Source organism: Methylotuvimicrobium buryatense 5G, assembly GCF_000341735.1.
GTDB classification, from domain to species: Bacteria; Pseudomonadota; Gammaproteobacteria; order Methylococcales; family Methylomonadaceae; genus Methylotuvimicrobium; species Methylotuvimicrobium buryatense.
Window position 1 is genome coordinate 4,896,767 of sequence record NZ_KB455575.1, and the last position, 19,975, is coordinate 4,916,741.

Consider the following 19,975-nt stretch of genomic DNA (forward strand, 5'->3'; position numbering starts at 1 on the left):
ATAACGCCGCCCATGACCAATCCGCGATTTGTTAAAATGACTTTCGTGGCGTTCTATGGTGGGTTTCGCTTTGCTCTACCCACCCTACATAGCTTTAAGTGCGAAAAGGTATCAGAAAGGCGTTCTTCAAATACCTCAAAAAAACTCAAAATCGGCAACAGTCAAATTAGCCGCAGTAAAAGTACCCGCATCAACAATCCCCACCTTGACGATGGGTTCCGCTTTGGAATTGTTTTCGGCATCGTAATAGAGAATCCCGGTTTTAGTATTGTAAACGAGAAACGAAGCCGTGTCGGTGTGAGCCTTTCTTAGTCCCGGGCCGCTGATGAAATTGATGTTTCCGTTTTGATTCGGGTCTAACCCCGAATATATCGTGGAACTTAGTTTGATGATGTCGTTCGAAAAATCAACGATAAAATCTCGATTTTTTGCACTGGGAGGGGTATCGAAAACAAAAGTATCCGTTCCCGGTCCGCCGCTTAGTCTGTCTCGGCCTAATCCGCCGTAGATGATGTCGTCGCCGGCTCCACCGAAAATCTTATTATTGCCGTCATTGCCTTTCAGGATATTATTGTTGTCGTTACCGACCAGCTTAAAATTACCTTTTCCGGTCAGCGTGACGTTGTCAATATACTCCAGTCCCTTGATCGGGCCTCTGTGCGGTTGGCTCAAATCAATGCCGGACGCGACCTGTAAAGTATTATTGCCTCCGGTATCGAATATAACGAGCCGGTTTCCTAGCGCGATATATAAATCGTTGCCCAGGCCGCCTTGTAGGATATCCGGTTCGCCTCTAGTATTGCCGCCGATCAAAATATCGTCGAAGTTGGTGCCGGTGAGAACGTTCGCGGTAGTCGTGTCTCTATCTTCTACTGTGATACCAATACCGGTGCTGCCTCCTTGATCAATATCGCCGATAAGAGGGATAACATCGCCGCTACTGAATTCCAGCAGCCCAACGCCTTGAATCGAATAGGCCTGGCCTTCGCCAAGTAGCGTGTAGTTGCCCGGCGTGCCGCTTAACTCATAGTCGTTGATCGATCCTTCCAATCTCAAAATATTAGACCCGCCGCCGCCGATAATCACATTATTGCCGGGGCTACCAATAAATATGTCATTACCGGGTCCGCCGATCAATATGTCGTCTCCCGCACCGCCGTCCAGTGTATTATTGCCGCGACCTCCGCGAATGACGTCGTTGCCATCGCCCCCGACCAAGACATCATTCCCGGCGCCGCCGCTGATATCGACGCCGACTGTTCCGTTGGTAATAATCGTATCGTCCCCGCTACCGCCGGACAGTGAGCGGCCTAAAGGAATACCTAGCGCATTGTAGCGTTGCATGACGATTTCGGTGGCGGCATCGCCGTCTTGAAATACGCCTTGTTGATGGCCGTCTTGGTATTCGGCTTCCCAAGATACGACGAAGCCGCCGTCGCTCAAGCCGATGACGGTCGGTTGTTGCTGCGAATCGTGCACGGTAGTGTTGACTTGAAACTCCCCGCCCACTTTAGTGCCGTTGGCGTTAAACCGTTGGCCGTAGACGCCCCAATAACTTTCGTCTTGCAACATGGATTGCCAAACCACGACGAATCCGCCGCCGGTCAGCGCCGCGACCGCCGGGTGGGTTTGGTCGTAGGTCGTGAAGGTGTTGACATGAATTTCATCGGTTAAAACCTGACCGTTTGCATTATAGATGCGAGCAACGATACTGAAGTCATGTGCGTCAAGAGGATTAGGTGCTCTGGGATAAGCATCGCGCGGCGCTTGCCAGACCACGACGATGTTGCCGTTGTTCAGCTGTGCGGCGGTCGGAAATTTTTGCTGGCTTGCGTGTTCGTTATAATCCGGGTTACTCACAGATTTCGGTGTTTCAATGGTCGCATTGATGACGATTCCGCTGTCGTCGGCAGTCAAAAAGCCTTTAAATTGCCCGGCGTTATCGAATCGTTTGGCAAAAATCAGCATTTGTTCGGTTCCGCTGCTGATCGCTTCGTAGCCAATGATGTAGCCTCCGCCAGTAAGCGCCGTCACAAAGGCATCCGATCCGCCCGAGTCGCTGATTTTGGTTTCCCAACCCAACGGGTTGCCGAATTTATCGAAAAGTTGACTGAATACGCCGGTTTGGTTGGGTGTGCTTCCCATGGGGATGCCGTTGTTTTGCAAAGAGTCGCCTTGGTTGGTAGAGCTCCAGGCTACGACGAAACGGTCGTTTTGCAACACCGCTATGGCCGGCAAGCCTTGGTCGTCGGTTATCGTATCGTTGGCACGAAATATGTTAGAAGGCGATTTGCCGTCGGCATCGAACAATTGCACGTAAACCCCGCTGCCGTCGGCATCCGGTGCCGACCAGGCCAGGACGATACTGCCGTCGGAAAATAATGCAGGGCTAACATTGGCACCTTCGCCGATGCCCGAAAGGATTCTTTGCTCGATCCCAATTCCTCTGCCATTCGTGTCGAACTTTCGAAAGTAATAACCGTCAGGCCCTTGCCAAAAGTTAATGAAGCCGCCATCGGGATACGCCAGCAGAGTGGATGCATTTTGTGCGCCGGCTGTTAGGGTGTTGACCAGGGTTTCTTGCGATAGCAGTATTTGTTTGTCTAGAAAAATAATTTTTTCGATATTGATTAATCGATTCGATCCGTCGCTCCCATTGATATGCGTGACAATCACCTCATTTTCGTTAACTTCAATAGTATAGTCAGTAGAATTGCCATTGAAGAAAACGACATCTAGGCCGGCTTTACCATCGATGGTTTGATTACCGGTGGTCACATAAAAAATATCTCTGCCGTCGGTTGGAGTTGTTGACATTCAATTAGCCTCTTTAATTTAGATGAAGAAATTTCTTTACCCCTCGCTAGTCAAACATAGAAATCATAGGTTCTCACCCAGCATGCTAGGAGGGCTGGGGATAGGGGTAAAAAACCGAAGAATTCGAGTGCGAGTACAATGCGTAGATTTAGAATAGTTTAGCCGTCTTTAAATGGCTATAAAAAATGGAATTTTTTTATACGTTTCCAACGCGGGAAGACAGCGGACCGAGTTTCAATAAAGGAATGTAGGGTGGGTAGAGCAAAGCGAAACCCACCATAGAACGCCACGAAAGTCATTTCCTGATTAGCAAGTTTCTTCAGCTAAAGCCCAAAGATCAGCATATCCCCTAGCAGGACGGGGTTCGCAAGCCATGCGCGTCAAGCTAGAAACGGCCAACCCACATCACGCTCTTTCCCAAGCTCCAGCTTGGGAAAGACACCCCGGAAGCTCCAGCTTCCTGAGACCGACACAACCTCCGCACATTCTGAATCAAGCCCGACTCGCTCGTTCAATCTTTCTTGATTTTCGGGAAGCTAGAGCTTCCTGAACAGGTTACCCAAGCTAGAGCTTGGGTAACAGCATAATGTCATTTTAACAAATCGCGGGAAGGACCATGAGAGGCGTTATCATAACCGTACCCGGCCTCAAACAAAGCGATGGGTTTCCGCTTCGCTGCTACCCATTCTACGGCGCCGGAATTACGCAGCATAACCTGGCTTAAAAATGACCTAATTGGCCATGCCGGATGCAGGGTAGATTTCTTTACCGTCTTTAGCCAGTTCGTCATTCAAAACTCGAGCATAGGCCGCTCTAGCCGTTTGTGCAATGCCCAGCAAAGTATTCAGGCGTTGAATTTCAGCGTCAGTTACCCGCAGATTATTAATCTGATTTTTGGCATTCTCAGACAGATCGTTCAAATCGTATTCAATGCCGTTGATAGTGACGATTTGTTTGTTTGCTTCACTCATGAATTTAAGTCTCCTTAGTTAAGTTGTAAACGCGTGATAGTGGAATCATGGTCGCATGATTATGTTTTCTGCCCGGAGTGAATTATTCAACCCGCTCCCCAACATATCAGCCTGTCTAGGTCATAGTCGAAACGTTCAGGCCGAGATTATAAAACCCGCCCGGCAAAGGCATTGGTCCGGTTTCAAGATCAATAAAAAGCCTGCGACAGAGTGCGGGGCAGGGTTAAAAATTAAACTTCAAAGTATCGTCCTTAGTACCGAACAGCGCATCGAAATCCAGAGAAGGGGTCGGTTGCGCATCGCTAAGCGCCCTGTGTTCACGATAACGTAAATCCTGCAGTCGGGCCTGACTGAAAAGCTGAGCATAAGCCAGGCCTAGTGCGCTGTTTTTGGCAAGACTTTGATACGTTTCCGGGCTTAATGAGCGCAAACGTTCCTCGTCGATCTGATAAAAGCCGCCTAAATTTTGCTGTTTCTTGGCTTTTTCCGGATCGGCGTCATTAGAATTGGGCTGCCAACTGATAGTCCAAGGCTGAATCAAATCGGCTTGCTGCAGGGCATCGGTCAAAACTTGCGTCACTTGCTGGTTTTGCAGGCGTTGCGTCAAAAAGTTAAGAATTTGCCCTGCTGCCTCGGTCAATTCGCCATTCTCCTGATAAAGTAAGGTATCTCCTGGCTGGGCCGGATTATGCAACAAGGGGCTGGTGATATCGACGGCTAGAGCCGCTTTGCCGTGTTCATCCGGCAACAGGCTGAACGGATAGCCGCGGAAATAACTCGGAACATAGGGCGCTAACCATTTGCCGTGTTTGTCCAGATAGACATTACGGTTCGGACGTAGGCCCAATAAAGCGACCAATTGAAACTTAACCGGTTCGGTAGACGATACCGGAAGAAAAGCTAAAGAATAATAAGGTAAGGTTTGAGTCAGCTCAGCCATTAAAATCGGACAATAAACGTCCTGGCTAGCAAAAGCGTAATGAGTAAATTTTTGCCAGCCGGCTTGGCTGTGGGCTTTAGTGTCTAATAATTGCCAGCGGTTCATCGTTACTCCATTTGACGTTGTTCAAGAAACGAATTATACATGCTTTAACATTCTAAATGGGCGCAAGGCCGTATAAATTTACCACGAATCGGGTTTAATCGCAGAGCGGCGAGGCATGGTTTATACAACTCGCCCGGCAAAGAAAAGTGTTGTGGGAGCGACGCCTAGGTCGCGATAAATCGAAGTCGTGTCGCTAATCGACAAAACAAACGTACTCGAAGTTCCTATGGGACAAAGCCCGTATGCAGCGGAGCGGAATTCGGGAATGGCCTGGCTCCGAGCTTCCCGGATTGCGCTATGCTCCATCCGGGCTACGCTTTTTAGACTCGCCGAAAGCGGTCGCTAGCGATTTGCCCGGGGGTCTATGTTGGCATCATGTATGGACGACAAACCCCGTCCGACATAAGGGCGGCAAAGAAAGTGTTGTGGGAGCGACGCCTACGTGGCGATAAATCGAAGCCGTGTCGCTAATCGACAAAACAAACGTACTCGAAGCCCCTACGGCACGAAGCCCGGCAGCGTAGCGGAATACGGGAATGGTTTGGCTCCGAACTACCCGGATTGCGCCATGCACCATCCGGGCTGCGCTGTTTAGACTCGCCGAAAGCGGTCGGTAGCGATTTATCAGCGAGAATCTTTGTTAGCTTTATGCGTATGGGCGACAGCCCCCTTCCGGCATAAGGACAGCAAAAAGTCCGGCTATGGAATCGATCTATCGATAAACAAACAATGAAAAAAATATTTTAAATAATTCAATCGTATAAAACTTAAATTACACTAAAATACTTCAATCATAGTAATAGTTAGCCAAATTTTAAGCATTATTTTACCCAATCAAAGTGCGATCCCTGGAAAAATTATTCAAAACCTTCTATACTCAAGAACCGTAAACTATCAACTCGGTCTAGTTCTTTACTAAGAAAGGCTGATCAAGGTATAGTGCATACAAATTCAGTACGTAATCATAAACGTGTCTAGAGTTTCTAACAAAAAGCGAAAACCTCAATTGGAGATTTAATATGGCAGCACATTCATTGGATATCGCTCAATCCTACATGGAGACCTTACGGTCCTATGGGCTTGAGTTTAATATCAGACAAAGCAACAACCTGACCAACCGGATGATCAACCGGTTGGAAAATCGCGGTCAAACGCCTGAAAATGTGGCGGACTGGCTGATGAGCAGAGTTGGGATTAAACAACAATTGAGGAAACTGGTTAGACAAGGCGAATTGCCTGAATTCGATCTGGACGGCAACGGCCGCCTCAGTCGAGCGGAAATGCTGAATGCGGTCTCAATCCTAGCTGAAACTGCGGTCGAAGAGGCGCCAACCAATGGTTCTACGCCTCCTCCGCCTGATCCAAGCATCACGACCTTAACGCTCACGCAAATTCCGACTCAGTACACTACCACATTAAAATGGGGCGATGTCGATGCCGATATGGCGATCGACTTCATGCAGAGCGTATTGCGCCTAAACTTGAACCAGCTAGGCTGGATGCAGGACGGTCAGTTGACTGCCAGCATCGAAAACATCACGATAAACGATGTGACTGGTGGTCTTGGTTCTACTGTCATTGTCGATGTAGAGGGTGAAGGCTTTGAATTTTTCGTTAACTCGCCGGTGGCGCTGTATGCCAGCATATTATTCGGTTTGAATCAAGATACCGAAACCACCCAAACCGGCATCGTGCTGACGCCGACCGAAAACAACGGCGGATCCTTTGAAAACGGCATTACCTCCGATGCCGATAACCACATCATCGCTGGCCGTCCGGAACTGCTGCACGGCGCCTACATCGACGGCGGCGGAGGCTACAATACCTTGGAAGTCGACATGAAAGGCTTCTTCGCGCAGCCGTTCCAACTGTTGAACATCCAAGAGATCCACGTACAAAACCTACCGAACGTCTACAGCTTCAGTGAAACTATTTTCGGTGACAGTGCAAACTTCCCGATACCCGACGTATATGATTGGTGGTATTGGGGCAATTCTGATTCTTATTGGGGCAGCAGCACCAACAGCATTCTTGATTTGAGTCGTGCCAGCAGCCTGGAAAGACTGGTCATCAATGAAGGTGATTTTTCGGGTTTGCGTCCACTAGGCGATCTCTACCTGGTCGGCATCAAAGCCGATGCGGTCGCCCGTCTAGAAGGCAACTTCACCGAAGACGTCAACTTGTTCTATGGACGCGGCTTGGGTAATGCGATCAACCTGGAATTCGCCAACGTTACGATGAGTGGTGGTGAATTGGTGCTGGGTCATAATGCCGGTACCGTGAATCTGCTTTCCGAGGGTCGTCTGAACGTCTTGGAATCTGTTGATTTCGGTAGTTTCCTGCGCGAACTGGTCATCACCGGCAACGCCGAGCTGGCAATTCTGGATGATCTTAGCTTTGCGTTTAATGAGGCGCACATCGATGCTTCTGCGAACACGGGCGGTCTGCGCGTGTCAATCACCGATATTACAGGCGATACTGAAGGTTATGGAAATCTTGAAGAAGTCACGATCAAAGGCTCGCAAGCCCGCGACGTGATCGAAATTTCAGGAACGGCCGATGGCGTCTGGTTGGATATCGATACCGGAGCAGGTCGTGACACTCTGATCCTGGATGGCGTCGATGCCGGAGCCGGTTCCAAATTAGCCGGCACCACCTTGACCTTGCATGTCAAAGGCGACACCAAGCTGGACTTTGTCAACATCGACGACGTCCAAGTCACAAGTGTCGTATTGTTCAGTGACAGCGATCTGGTTATCAGCCAGCAGCAATTTGCGGCTTGGGGCGGCGTTCTCACCAATAATCACCGCGATGACATCGAAATCACCGTCGTCGTAAGTCAAGACGCGACCCTGTCCGATCTGATGGCCGGCTTCGACCTCGATAGCGACATCAAACTGAACTTCGATATCAAGAAAAATGTAACACTGACACTTACCGCCGAAGAGTTGCATAAATTTGTGGCACAAGATGGCATCGTGTTAGGCAACGATGACAGCCAAGGTAAAGTTATCGTAACCGATGCCGGCTTAGGTTTTAGTCAAGACAACCAAAGTGCATACGCGACAGGCGGTACCATAGGCGGCGATTTAGATAACCTGACGATCATTCGTAACGTAAATGGCTTCGAGCGTCCTGCCAAAGATCCGTTCAGTGATACATTAACTATCGATACCACCGGTACCGAAGGCGTTGTGATCGATGCCAACGATCTTTCCGGTGTTAATGATGACGAAGATGCATTCAGCGTTAACGTGCAAAAACTGCTAATCAAAGGTGATCAACCGGTTACATTCAATGCGCCGGTCGAGTTCCTGCAAAATGATTTCACGATCGATTTCTCCGAATTGACGGGTCAATTGATCAATCTGGAAGTGTTGAACTTCGAAGATGTGAAAAACGTCATCGGCAATGGTGCCGCGGACAGCCGCATCGATGTACAGTTCACCGGTCAAGTGGGCGCCGAAGGCAATGTCAATGGTCTGAAATCGGTAGGCGTTAGCACTTATGTGGTTACTGGCGCAACGGGACCTGGCGCGGCAACTGTAGCTACGTTCGAAGAAGCGGTCATAGAGTACTTCAAAAACCCAGGTCCAACAGCGGGAACGGCTTTGCGTGCCGCCTATGAAGCGCTTCGTGCAGAAGGTGCGGGTTTACCAGCCATTCCAGTAGGTACAGCGCCTGTACAATCAAACTTTGTTTTGAGCCAATTCGGTTTGACGGCAGGTGCACCGGTACCAGAAGGCTTCTCAGCTGCTAGCGTTTTTGCAACCTTCTACGTCTGCGACCTGACAGAAGGCGTCACCACACTGGGTCTGCAAGGCACCGATACCGTCATGTTCGCACAAATGAAGTGGGATGTAGAGCTGCTTCTTGAGGGCGACGGTTACCTAAACTGGAATGACCTGCCAAAAGCGATGGGTAACCCTAACTTGTCCAACATCGGTACGCTGATTGGTGAGTTTTACTTCGCTGGCGCTCATGCCGTGGTTAACATTAACAACCAAGGTCAAGAATTAGGTCTGCAGTCTGATGGCGTCACCCCTCGTGCATTCGCGGTTGATGGTATCGTGCTCGACAACGCCGGCGATGTTACCATCAACGTCGAAGAAGGCAACGCCATCATCGGCAACCTGTCGGCCGACATTGCCACTGCAGTCAGCGTCAACAGCGCAAACGACGTGCAATTGTGGTTGGACAGCAACAGCTTCGAAGACGGCAATCTCGAAACCATCGACCTGTCAGGCGTAGAAGGCGCGGGCATCATTGGTGTCGGTAGTTTCGACGGCACCCACGGTCTAACCGACTTCACGGCAACCACACTGGACTTTTCGTCGGTTGACCTGATCGACGTCGACGCGATTGCGTTGGCGGATGGCTCGGCGCTGGTGCTGAACATTGGGCAATTGCTGGATACCACCCTGGTCGCGGCCTTTGCACCGGGCGGACAAGCATTTGTCAATATCGGCAATCTGAACGACGAAGTCTTCAGCATCGAAGGTCTCGACTTGCCGGACGGCATCATATTCGGCACGGTAACCGTCGCGGCCCTTACGGAAGTGACATTGGATCCGTTGACCGATCTGAGCGGCATCACGCAATTGATCGTACCGGAAGGCACGACATTGACCATGAGCGCCGAGCAGTTCAAGCAATTGGTTGATTCTGAGGCGACTATAGTCACCGAAGGTACAGGTGACGACCAAGCTTCTGTCATCGTCGACCTGAACGGCGACTTGACCATTGGTGAAGATGACGAGTTCACGATCGACGGTTCCAACGTTAGCTTCAGTATGGCCGATGGTGAAACGTTGAATGTAGAAACGTTCAGCTTGGCCGATGGGCTGCAAGTCACAGGTGATGCCGCCGCGGTCGTTAAACCGCTGGTTAATTTCTTGTTTGACAGCGATGGCAACGGTAATGTCGAGTTCAGCTCGACCATCAATGTCGGTGCTTATCAAGATGTGGATCTGCGCATACTGGATGCCTTGCTCGATAACTTCTATATCGACGTCAACGAAAATGGAGCGGCAGATCCAGGTGAAAACAGCCAGTCCATCGAAGACTTACTGGCAGACCTGGCCAACGCCAACATCCTCAACATCTACCAAGAAGAAACCGTAATCGCGTTAGATCCGCGTGACCGCGTGGTTGTCGTCGAGCCGCAAGCTTCGCCGGACGGCATCGAGTTCAGTGCGGTGGGTAGTTTGGCGGATTTCGTTCGCTCCATCGACCTGACTTTGCAAGCCGATGCAAATAACGCGGCGCGCATCGATGGCGATATCTTCATCAACGATGGTTCGGTCCGTGCGGGTTACACCATGCTGACGATCAACACCGTTGATGTCGATGGCGCGGCGGTAGGTCCTGTGGTCATCGCTGGCGGCGTTCTTAGTGACAGTGCTAAGGCGGGTTCTGCGGGCGAATTGCTATCAATCGAGATCAATGCCGGAGTTGATTTGGCAATCACGGATGCAATCGTATTCAATACCGAAGGCACCGAAGATGTGACGGCCACCTTGGTTCTGAGGGGCGCGGCCGACGTAACGGTCAAGGCGCTCGATACAACCGATCCGCAAATCACCTCTTTGGTCATCGATAGCGCCGGCTACACCGGTACTCTGACCGTAACGGGCGGTTCCGATTCGCTGGAGTTGGGCGAGGGAACTACATCTGTCGTAATCAGCGGTTCCGGCGATGTCGTGTTGGATACTGATGAAGGCGCAGACAATAATAATGGTGTCGACGGTCAAGACTTGACCAGTTTCGACGCTTCCGGCCTGACCGGTAGCCTGACTGTTGGTGTGATTGAAAGTGTTTCGTCAACGGAATTCACCTTCACTGCGGCGCAAGGTCCTACGACCCTGACGCTCGGTTATGACGATGATGGAAGTGCATCACTTACCCTGAATGCGGCTGCAGAAGACGATGCCGGTTGGACGTTCAATCTGAATGACAACAGTGTCATGACGATCGACGGCGACGGTGTTGCTTTTACTGCCGGCACCTTGGCGATAAGTGGCGGTACCGTCGTGATTACAAACGAAGTCGATTTGACCGCTCTGGACTTGAACTTCGAGAATGTCACGATTCAATTGGCTGCGGATGCAAGACTGGAACTGACCGCCGAGCAACTCGACGGCCTGAATGCCGCAGGCAATACCTTCGAAAAACTGGCGCACGATGAAGATGAAGGCGAAGAAGCCGGATTGGTTGTCGTCACGGGCATCGAAGGCGATCTGACCGCAGGCAACGAAGATCTAGATGAAGACTTGGATCTGTCTAATGCCGATAGGTTGGAATTGTCAGGAGACGCAACGTTGTCGGGTACGCAGGTTTCTGGAATTATCGTTATTGGTGTTGGTTTCGAGCTAACCTTGGTTAATGTCGATGCAGAAACCGACCTGAGCGGTATCGATGTAGATTCTCTGATGTCTCTGATAGTTCAGGCTGATGCCGGAGCAACCACGCTGCAGTTGTCTGCCTCGGTCATTAGCGGTGTAACGCTGACAGTAGAAGGCGAAGCTCTTGAGACCGTTGAGGTTCTAGGAGTCGAGGAAGTCGTCGGTGCCGAAGGTGATGCTGATGAAGGCGACATTAATGCTGATTTCTCAGATCTTTCAGTAAAAGATAATGTGAACGTGGTCTTCCAGCTCGATGCGACCGGCGGAGCGCACCTCAACGACGCGAACTTTGGTGCCACTGTTAGTGGTACGGGTTCAACCACGCTTGCCATACTCGGTACGGGTACGTTGAGTTCCGAAGGTTTCGAGCTTCTTCCGGTAGGCACCGTCGAAATCGGCGAAGATGCCACACTGGCTTTGAGTGTTGTTCAGCACGCAGTTGTAGGTAGCAACGTCGAAGGCGAAGGTACCTTGCAAGTGGTAGAGCTAGGTAGTACAGGTAGTACTGGTCCAATCACTGCCGCCGTGTTGAATGAGGATAGGGTCGATTACTTGTTCTCATTCAGTGAAGCTGATGACCTAGATGCTGCACCGTTAGTTACTATTGAAAATTTTGTCGCCGACAGCGCTCTTGCGCTGGACAAACTTGACTTCACCGCGCTGTTCGGCGGCGAACAAAGTTATACTCGTATAACTGCTCCATTTAACGTAGTCAATCAGACCGGAACTAGTGATATCCTATCCTTTGTAGGTCTGGGTGATGTGAGTGACGAAATCGATCTTGCAGGCGCTTTAAATGTAGGTATCTTCAGTGCTGTTGAGGCCAACTTCGGCTTCGAAAGTCAACGGATGTTCTTCGTTCAAGATGGAGACAATACAGTCGGTTACCTCTGGCAGGATTCTGAAGGTTCTGAAGGTTTTGACGGTTTGGTGCAGCATACTGAGTTGACTCAATTGGTACAGCTAACCGGTGTCAGCGTTGATGATTTGATCAATGCTAACTTCGCTATTGCCTAAGCCGTAGTAGTCTCGTTAGTCTAGTCTCGTTCCCAAGCTCCTGCTTGGGAACGCCTACCTTCAAGCTCTGCTTGAGGGAACTGAGCAAGTAGTCGGGTAGGTCGGATTAGGCTAAAGCTGTAACCCGACATTAACTCGGGAAGCTTACAAACCCAAGGATAACCGTAAGGCAAAGGACAGCCTGCCAAAAAAAACCGCCCCGGGCAACCGGCGGCGGTTTTTTTATGCGCGAAACCGTGACTTCGAACTTCCCAGATGCCTCGATCCCCAGCCGGAACTTTCCTCGTTCCCAAGCTCCGGCTTGAGAACGCCTACCGTTCCTCGTTCCCAAGCTCTGGCTTGGGAACGCCTACCGTCAAGCTCTGCTTGACGAAGCCATGCCGGAACCCACGCCCACCGTGGGAACCGATACCGGGGCAACGTAACACAAAGACTGCCCAAACCCACTCACCCGCAAGGAAACCCGCCAAGCAGAGCTTGGAGGTAGGCATTCCCAAGCTGGAGCTTGGGAACGAGGGCCAAAAAACCGCCCCGGGCAACCGGCGGCGGTTTTTTATGCGCGAAACCGTGACTTCGAACTTCCCAGATGCCTCGATCCCCAGCCGGAACTTTCCTCGTTCCCAAGCTCCGGCTTGGGAACGCCTACCCTCAAGCTCTGCTTGACGAATCCCAGTTTTCTAGGCACATTAAAGCTATGGGACGTAGCCGCTATAAAATTCTGAACGAATCCTATCCTTACTTTCATACCTTAACGGTTGCCGGTTGGCAGCCGGTTTTCACTCGCCCGGATAGTGTGCAACTCTTGTTCGACAGTTTCATTTGGTTGCAAGATAACACCGATTTCAGGCTCCATGCCTATGTTGTCCTGGAAAATCATTTGCATTTCATCGCGAGCGGCAGCCAGCACAGCAAACGGATACAACAATTCAAATCCTTTACTGCCAGACAGATTCTCGATTTATTGGAACAACGCAAGGCAACCACGCTGCTGAAGTATTTTGCGTATTACAAGCGCAAGCACAAAACCGAAAGTCAGTATCAATTCTGGCAAGAAGGCTCACATCCGGAAGAAATACATGATGACACGATGTTAAGGCAGCGTTTGGATTATATTCATAACAATCCGGTCAAACGCGGTTATGTAGATTTGCCGGAACATTGGCGTTATTCAAGTGCGCGGGCTTATGCCGGGGAAGGTTCTTTGTTGCCGATTGTTTTACTGCATTAGGCCACCAAGCAGAGCTTGAGGGTAGGCATTCCCAAGCTGGAGCTTGGGAACGAGGCAAGAAGGCTCACATCCGGAAGAAATACATGATGACACGATGTTAAGGCAGCGTTTGGATTATATTCATAACAATCCGGTCAAACGCGGTTATGTAGATTTGCCGGAACATTGGCGTTATTCAAGTGCGCGGGCTTATGCCGGGGAAGGTTCTTTGTTGCCGATTGTTTTGCTGCATTAGGCCACCAAGCAGAGCTTGAGGGTAGGCGTTCCCAAGCTGGAGCTTGGGAACGAGGCAAAAAGTAGCGACCGAGCGCTAAATTGTTGTGCTGTCCGGAAAGGCTATTGGTGTTTGAGCGTTACTGGCTTCGATAGTCGCGACGAAGGCGTCGCTCCCACAGAGAGCGGCGGACGCTCTGTGGGAGCGATCCCCTGATCGCGATCTCGAGGCCGAAAGTGTTAAGTCACAATAAATGGTATCGAGGTCTCATTGGTTAAGGTTGCAAAAGGGTAATTTTTGACTTATGTATAACGATGAGAGCTCCAGCTTGGGAACGAGGCAGGAGACTAAAGCCTATGGTTGTCCTATTCGTCCCACATCCTGCGTAAATTCATACTGGTTTTTAACATTATATCAACCGTGCGGTCATGGCCGACTTTTTCGAGATAGTGTTTACGAGCGCTGTCGAGGTCCAGCAGGATCTGGCGTTTACGGGAATCGCGTATGCGCGACTGTATCCATCCCACAATGACAATACGCTCGCCTCGTGTAACAGGGCTAACGCGATGTAATTCACCGGTCGGATAAAGAATCAGCGAGCCCGCATTTAGCCTTATGCGTTGCTCGCCTAAAGCGGTTTCTAGTACCAAATCACCGCCCTCGTAGGCATCGGGACTGGATAAAAATAAAGTAAACGAAATATCGGCTCGATTGCCTCCGGGCATAATGGCGGAGTCGGTATGAGTCCCATATTCCATACCGGGCTGATAGCGGCTTAGCATGACATTGACGATGGCGCGGGGCATGGTCACAGCATTGAATAACGGATTAGCCATAATGGCTTTGGACAACAAAGGCATCAAATCTGGGACTTTATCCACCATTACTTGCTGATTATTTTTAACTGCTTTAGCCATGCCGGCGGCAGTGACTTTACCATCATCAAATTCAACTTGATTAAGATTGTTGCATATTGATGCCACTTGCTCGGTGGTAAGTATATCTTTAATTACAAATACTGAATCCATGAGAATTTCAACTTTTTGGTTATTTAAACAGGAAAGGTAGCCCTAATCCCTTTTGATCGAAAAACCGTCTAAGAATAAAAGGTATGGGATGTGTTTAACGAGGACCTCCGCAAACCCATTCATGGGGGCTTGACAGCAGCGATCCCTAGGGTTGGCATCCTCGCTAGCCACACCCCATACTTTTATATGGTTTGTGAGTATAAAGGGAGTGGCACAATTAGATGGCTCAAACGAGAGCTGATCGTGGCTAATTATCGCAACAAAGTTAGTTGTTGAGAACCCAGCAGTATTTCCAGTTTGATAAATTTCTCCGTAGGGTAGGGGCCACTGCCATTAAGTTAAGCCGTTCGTGGTGAGCCTGTCGAACCATGGACGGCTTAACTTATCGACCCAGGATTTTTCCATTCACCCTTCGACAGGCTCAGGGCGAACGGAAAAATCCTTAACTTAATGGCAGTGAAGGTAGGGGCATACCCCATAAGCGCCAACTTAGTGTCTTTTCTATGGTGCGTTTATGGCTTTATTCGTCATATCGGTATGGGTTGTCGATACCCATGTTGCATGAAAGTGGTGCTACGCATTGCCATCCTTGGCCCTGGATTCCGCCAATCCCTGGCGGAATGACGCGTTCTTTCCTTAAGTTGGCGCTTATGAGGGCATGCCCCGCACCCTAAAATCGACGTAACTGCTCAAACTGGGAATTGCTGAAGTAGATGGTGTTTCGATCAATAAGGAGTTGGTTAAGTCCTATCTGTTATAATTTGAGTTGAATCTTAATCGGAGCGTAAAATCGATGAATACAGACTCAAGCGCAGAAACCAATCAGGATCAGGGCGGCTCGTCCAACCATTGTTCGGTGCTGAGGCTAGATGATGATTGTCTGGCGCATGGCTTGCCTAGCGTTAGTTTGACTAGCCGGGTTACGAGTGGTCAGGTAACCCCAATTCGGTTCAGGCTTCTGGGTCAGGGGTGCAGTCGGATTCTGCAGCTGGATATAGCTGTTGATTTTTTACCCGATGATGCGGTAAGCCCGCTTGGAATGCATCTAACTCTTGTTAGCAATTCTTGGGCTGCGATAGGAGACTGGCCGCCAAGTCTGCCGATGGAGGGGGCGGACGGTATGTTCGATGAGGGAGGGGGTGAATGTTCTACGATGGTATTTTCAGAGCCTATTAGACCCGACAGCGCCGCGGCCGGTGCAATCGTTCAGGAGGCAGTAACCTATAGGCTTCACAAGATCGATCATGTCGTGCTTTCATCAGATGTGCCTTGGTTACGCACTCTGAATTCTGCCGGTCAAGGGTGGTTGCCTGTATATGGTAAGTTAACCGCATTACCTTCGAACGAGGCGTCCTTGCCTTTGACTGAGGCTTTGCATCAAACCCTCCTCGATTGGTTGCGCAGTCAACAGCTTACGTATCGAGAAGGGTTGGTTGACTGGATCGCAACCGGTCCCATCGGTCATTTTGGATCGGTTGAAACTCGAGTTTTGGAACGAACCGGCCAAGCAGATCTACAGGTGGATGTGACTTATTTAGCTCAAGTACGTCAAGCCAATAATCCCGATATTCCTGAAACCTGCCTGACGCTTTATGGCGAACGTCTTGGAGCCTGGTTGTTGCATCGCATTCAACCCAAAGTGACCAAAGTCGTTAGTAAGGAGAGTGAGCAACTGTTGGTTAATGAGCATCAAGAGGTTTTGATAGCCGAAAGGCTAGAAGATCTTATTCAACAGACCGGCTTAGGTCCGTTGGAGAAGCGCCTGTTTAAGCAAGCTAAGTTGTTGCCGCCGGAGCGTTTGTGGCGCACTCCGTCGCTTGAAACCAACCAAACACCAGATCATACTTGCGCTAAGCGTCAACCTGAAGAAGCGACATTGAATCTTAGCGGTTTAGACGCCCGAAGTCGTAGTAGCCTGACCCAATTGATTAAACTGGCTCAACAAGGCCAGTTGACATACCTTAATGTAGATTTGCTCTATAAAGTTGCCCGGCAATTGAGTAAAGCTAACCGGGCGTCGTTATAAAGAATAGCCTGATTAGCAAGTTTCTTCAGCTAAAGCCCAAAAACCAGGATATCCCTAGCAGGACGGGGTTTTCAACCCCGTCCTAAACGTTTTGACTTTGGCCGAAGTCAGCCGAAATGTTTAGGGCAAACCGAAACATTGGAGACGGGTTAAATAACCCGTCCCGCAGAAGTGCCTCCGGCTACAACTGGCCTCCGCTCGGACACTTGGCTTCGGCAAGCTGAAGCATCTTGCTAATCAGGAAGAAGAATAGCAGCAATTCCCAATTTGGAGATCAAAAAGGGTGTGGGGTATGCTTGGCGAGGATGTCGGCAGCAGGGCAGATTTTTGCTCCTGCAAAATCTGCATTCACGCCATCCTTGGCGTTCGAGCTGCCGCCAAGTCCCCATGGATGGGTTTACGGCGTTCCTCGACAGGCATATCCCACACCCTAAAATCGGCGAAACTGCTCAAACTGGGAATTGCTGGAGTATAGTAGTGCTTATTCTATGGTGCGTTTATGGCTTTATTCGTCATATCGGTATGGGTTGTCGATACCCATGTTGCATGGAAGTGGTGCTACTCATTGCCATCCGTGGCCATGGATTCCGCCAATCCCTGGCGGAATGACGCGTTCCTTCCTTATGTTGGCGCTTATGGGGTGTTTACTTGGGCTGTGCCTGTGCTTGGCGTAGCATGTTAATAAATATTTGACCGAATGTTGTGGTCTTGGTGTTTTTTGCGTCTACCCTATCTTCTTCTTGTATGGCGGCGCTGGCTGAAACAGGGATCGGGCAAGGGATTGGTGATTGTCTTTCCCCTGCGAATCGGCCTGCGATCCTGACTTGTGCTCTGCCTGGTAATCCTAGATCCTGCATGGGAACGACAAGTCCCAGTAAAAAATTGCCTTTGATCACATTGCCGTCATTGGAGACGGTGCCGTTGAATCTTTTTGTTAGATTATAGGTCATTCCAAGGTCGTCAAGCATTTCAGCCAATTCGTCAATATCTTGGACATCAACACTGAAACTCCGGCCTCTACCCATTTCCCATGTGCCATTAAGCCCGGCAGGTACCTCGAGATCATCTCCGCTGTAATTTTGTAATAAGTCTAAGAACGGTAGCGGCATAAAGTAATCGCCGCCCCAGGTAAAGCTATGCTCCATTCCCATTAAACCCACGCCCGGTAAGCCCACATTGACTCTCACTAGGCGAGGGATATTGATCACTATCGACAAATTACCTGTGTCCCAGCTATAACATCCTTCGGGATAAGGTTGCTCCGTTGCCGACGCCGTGCTGCTTAGCCCTAAGATGATTGCGAATAGGGCTGCTTCGATTACGCTTTTGAGTTTCATAACAAATCTCCTTTATTGTTTTATGTAAATACCATTACGGCATTTATTTTCATCCGATTTAAGTAGTCTATTACTCTTATTATCTGAGAAAGTCAATGTAAATATTAGTTCGGGTTACCATGGTACGCGCAGCGTAGCCTCCGGGTTTTGCCTACGGTTGGAATCTATGTGCAAATCGAAATTATCGATAAAGACCCAGCAGGGTACCAGTCCTTTAATATTCCGGGTTTAGCAGCTAAAATCGAACGCTTGCCAGACATTATCGATCAGCAGTTCTATCGGTTGGTATTCGATCTTGTAGGCCATTTTTCGGCAATCTTTGATCCAAAAGCCCAGATACAGCCAGTCCAGTTTCAATTGCTTGGCCCATTCGATCTGCCAGAGCACGGCATACATGCCGGGGCTTAAATGTGAGAAGTCCGGGTCGAAAAAGGTATAGACCGCCGATAGCGCGTTATCTAGCCGGTCGATAGTCGCGACTGCGATCAATTGTTCATCAATCAGGAATTCCACGAAAAAAGTATTGCACCAGCGGCTGCCCAAAAAATTTAAATATTCCTCCGGGCTTGAATTCGCCATGCTGCCGTCGCTATGGCGGCTGTCTTGATAGCGCAAATACAGGTCGTAATGCGCTTGTTCGAACCGAGCCGGCTTAATGACGGTTTGCGTGTTTTGATTTTTCTTTAAACAGCGTTGTTGATTGCGTTTGGGTTTAAATTGGGTTACCGGAAGCCGGGCAGGGGTGCAGGCTTGACACTGCGGACAGCGAGGGGCGTAAACATAATCGCCGCTACGGCGAAAGCCTCGTTCGATCAAGCGTGAATAGAAGGCGTTGTTGAGCTCGAAGGAAGGATGCACGAATGCCGAGCAGGCAATCCGGTCGTCCAGATAACTGCACGAATGCTTTTCGGAAAGAAACAATGGTATCGTGGTCGTCAGTTTTGCCATGCGTCTGTCGAAGGTTTTGCCGGGCAATAGCGTTTGAGCTGCGCGGAAAATTCGGAGCGGGGGATTTCCTCGGCGCCCAGGCTCAGCAAATGCTGAGTTTGTACTTGGCAGTCGACGAGTCGATAGCCCCATTGTTTTAATTGTCTGGCCAAGGTCACGAAGGCAACTTTGGAGGCATCGGTTCGTTTGTGAAACATCGATTCGCCGAAAAAAACTTGGCCGATCGCGACGCCGTACAAGCCCCCGGCCAGTTCGCCGTCGAACCAAGTTTCTACCGAATGAGCCAAGCCTTGATGATGTAGGTCTTGATAGGCTTGCATCATTTCATCGGTGATCCAAGTCCCTGAAGACGCTTGGCGCGGCTCGGCGCAGCAAGCCATGACTTGGTCGAAGGCACGGTCGAATGTAACGGTGAATAGTCCTTTACGCAAGGTTTTGGCAAGGCTTCGGGAGATATTCACCCGGTCCGGAAATAAAACCAATCTGGGGTCGGGCGACCACCAAAGGATTGGTTCCCCGGGGTTGTACCACGGAAATATTCCGTTTCGATAGGCATTGAGCAGGCGTTCGGTAGATAAACATCCGCCTAGCGCCAGTAAGCCGTTAGGTTCTTCGAGGGCTTTATATAGCGGAGGAAACGGCTGATTCGAACGAAACGGGTCGAGTACGGTCAATTGCATGGTTTCATGGTTTTATCGAATGATTGTCCTTATATTCCGCCGGCTTTCACCGTTCCGGTACAGCGCCGCTTGCCGTTAATGTATTAAAGGGTTCGAGGCTGTGAAAGAATTCCACCGTTCCCATGCTCTACGCTCATCGTCTTGCCATCTTAGCTAATGTGACTTCGATGTCATTTATTGTTACCTAACGTACCCGGCTTCGAAATCGCGACGAAGGCGTCGCTCCCACAAGGAGGCAGGCGTTCAGTGGGAGCGATCCC

General features: G+C 49.9%; 10 protein-coding genes and 1 pseudogene. 4 read left to right on the top strand and 7 right to left on the bottom strand.

Annotated elements, in window-relative coordinates:
• Positions 1 to 135 precede the first annotated feature (135 nt).
• The 3 genes from METBU_RS0122215 to METBU_RS0122225 all read right to left on the bottom strand — a co-directional run bounded on the left by METBU_RS0122215 (position 136) and on the right by METBU_RS0122225 (position 4,833).
• Complete coding sequence (locus METBU_RS0122215) at positions 136 to 2,817, bottom strand: calcium-binding protein (protein WP_017842713.1); 2,682 nt, start codon at positions 2,815 to 2,817, stop codon at positions 136 to 138.
• A gap of 731 nt (positions 2,818 to 3,548) precedes the next feature.
• Positions 3,549 to 3,788 carry a DUF6447 family protein gene (locus tag METBU_RS0122220; protein ID WP_014147463.1) on the bottom strand — a complete coding sequence of 80 codons (240 nt, stop codon included), beginning with the start codon at positions 3,786 to 3,788 and terminating at the stop codon, positions 3,549 to 3,551.
• A gap of 223 nt (positions 3,789 to 4,011) precedes the next feature.
• Complete coding sequence (locus METBU_RS0122225) at positions 4,012 to 4,833, bottom strand: SapC family protein (protein WP_017842714.1); 822 nt, start codon at positions 4,831 to 4,833, stop codon at positions 4,012 to 4,014.
• Positions 4,834 to 5,852: 1,019 nt separating this feature from the next.
• Here METBU_RS0122225 and METBU_RS0122230 point away from each other — a divergent pair.
• From METBU_RS0122230 to METBU_RS26990, 3 genes and pseudogenes are all read left to right on the top strand, one after another.
• A complete protein-coding gene (locus METBU_RS0122230) occupies positions 5,853 to 12,254 on the top strand; it encodes a beta strand repeat-containing protein (protein ID WP_017842715.1) in 6,402 nt (2,133 codons plus the stop codon).
• A gap of 694 nt (positions 12,255 to 12,948) precedes the next feature.
• Positions 12,949 to 13,482: an REP-associated tyrosine transposase gene (locus METBU_RS0122235; protein WP_017842716.1), complete on the top strand. Its 534-nt coding sequence runs from the start codon at positions 12,949 to 12,951 to the stop codon at positions 13,480 to 13,482.
• Positions 13,483 to 13,537: 55 nt separating this feature from the next.
• Positions 13,538 to 13,717: pseudogene (locus METBU_RS26990) on the top strand (transposase); the annotation flags it as partial.
• A gap of 344 nt (positions 13,718 to 14,061) precedes the next feature.
• Here METBU_RS26990 and METBU_RS0122245 read toward each other — a convergent pair.
• The gene (locus tag METBU_RS0122245) at positions 14,062 to 14,724 is read right to left on the bottom strand and encodes a Fe2+-dependent dioxygenase (protein WP_017842718.1); all 663 of its coding nucleotides are present in this window, start codon (positions 14,722 to 14,724) and stop codon (positions 14,062 to 14,064) included.
• 793 nt (positions 14,725 to 15,517) lie between these two features.
• Between METBU_RS0122245 and METBU_RS0122250 the strand changes: the two genes are divergently transcribed.
• Entirely contained in the window at positions 15,518 to 16,750 is a 1,233-nt protein-coding gene (locus METBU_RS0122250) for a hypothetical protein (protein WP_138767191.1), read from the top strand.
• 644 nt (positions 16,751 to 17,394) lie between these two features.
• Here the strand turns inward: METBU_RS0122250 and METBU_RS0122255 are convergent.
• The 3 genes from METBU_RS0122255 to aat all read right to left on the bottom strand — a co-directional run bounded on the left by METBU_RS0122255 (position 17,395) and on the right by aat (position 19,715).
• A complete protein-coding gene (locus METBU_RS0122255) occupies positions 17,395 to 18,087 on the bottom strand; it encodes a hypothetical protein (protein WP_017842720.1) in 693 nt (230 codons plus the stop codon).
• Positions 18,088 to 18,315: 228 nt separating this feature from the next.
• Positions 18,316 to 19,035, bottom strand: a complete 720-nt coding sequence (locus METBU_RS0122260) for an arginyltransferase (protein ID WP_017842721.1) — start codon at positions 19,033 to 19,035, stop codon at positions 18,316 to 18,318.
• Positions 19,023 to 19,715, bottom strand: a complete 693-nt coding sequence (gene aat / locus METBU_RS0122265) for a leucyl/phenylalanyl-tRNA--protein transferase (RefSeq protein WP_017842722.1) — start codon at positions 19,713 to 19,715, stop codon at positions 19,023 to 19,025. Before aat ends, METBU_RS0122260 begins: the two co-directional genes overlap by 13 nt.
• Positions 19,716 to 19,975: the final 260 nt, after the last annotated feature.

What these genes read in the sequence shown, in the direction of transcription:
- METBU_RS0122260 (WP_017842721.1), bottom strand. Translation starts at nt 19,035, where the DNA reads ATGGCAAAACTGACGACCACGATACCATTGTTTCTTTCCGAAAAGCAT.
- METBU_RS0122245 (WP_017842718.1), bottom strand. Translation starts at nt 14,724, where the DNA reads ATGGATTCAGTATTTGTAATTAAAGATATACTTACCACCGAGCAAGTG.
- METBU_RS0122255 (WP_017842720.1), bottom strand. Translation starts at nt 18,087, where the DNA reads ATGAAACTCAAAAGCGTAATCGAAGCAGCCCTATTCGCAATCATCTTA.
- METBU_RS0122230 (WP_017842715.1), top strand. Translation starts at nt 5,853, where the DNA reads ATGGCAGCACATTCATTGGATATCGCTCAATCCTACATGGAGACCTTA.
- METBU_RS0122250 (WP_138767191.1), top strand. Translation starts at nt 15,518, where the DNA reads ATGAATACAGACTCAAGCGCAGAAACCAATCAGGATCAGGGCGGCTCG.
- METBU_RS0122215 (WP_017842713.1), bottom strand. Translation starts at nt 2,817, where the DNA reads ATGTCAACAACTCCAACCGACGGCAGAGATATTTTTTATGTGACCACC.
- METBU_RS0122225 (WP_017842714.1), bottom strand. Translation starts at nt 4,833, where the DNA reads ATGAACCGCTGGCAATTATTAGACACTAAAGCCCACAGCCAAGCCGGC.
- aat (WP_017842722.1), bottom strand. Translation starts at nt 19,715, where the DNA reads ATGCAATTGACCGTACTCGACCCGTTTCGTTCGAATCAGCCGTTTCCT.
- METBU_RS0122235 (WP_017842716.1), top strand. Translation starts at nt 12,949, where the DNA reads ATGGGACGTAGCCGCTATAAAATTCTGAACGAATCCTATCCTTACTTT.
- METBU_RS0122220 (WP_014147463.1), bottom strand. Translation starts at nt 3,788, where the DNA reads ATGAGTGAAGCAAACAAACAAATCGTCACTATCAACGGCATTGAATAC.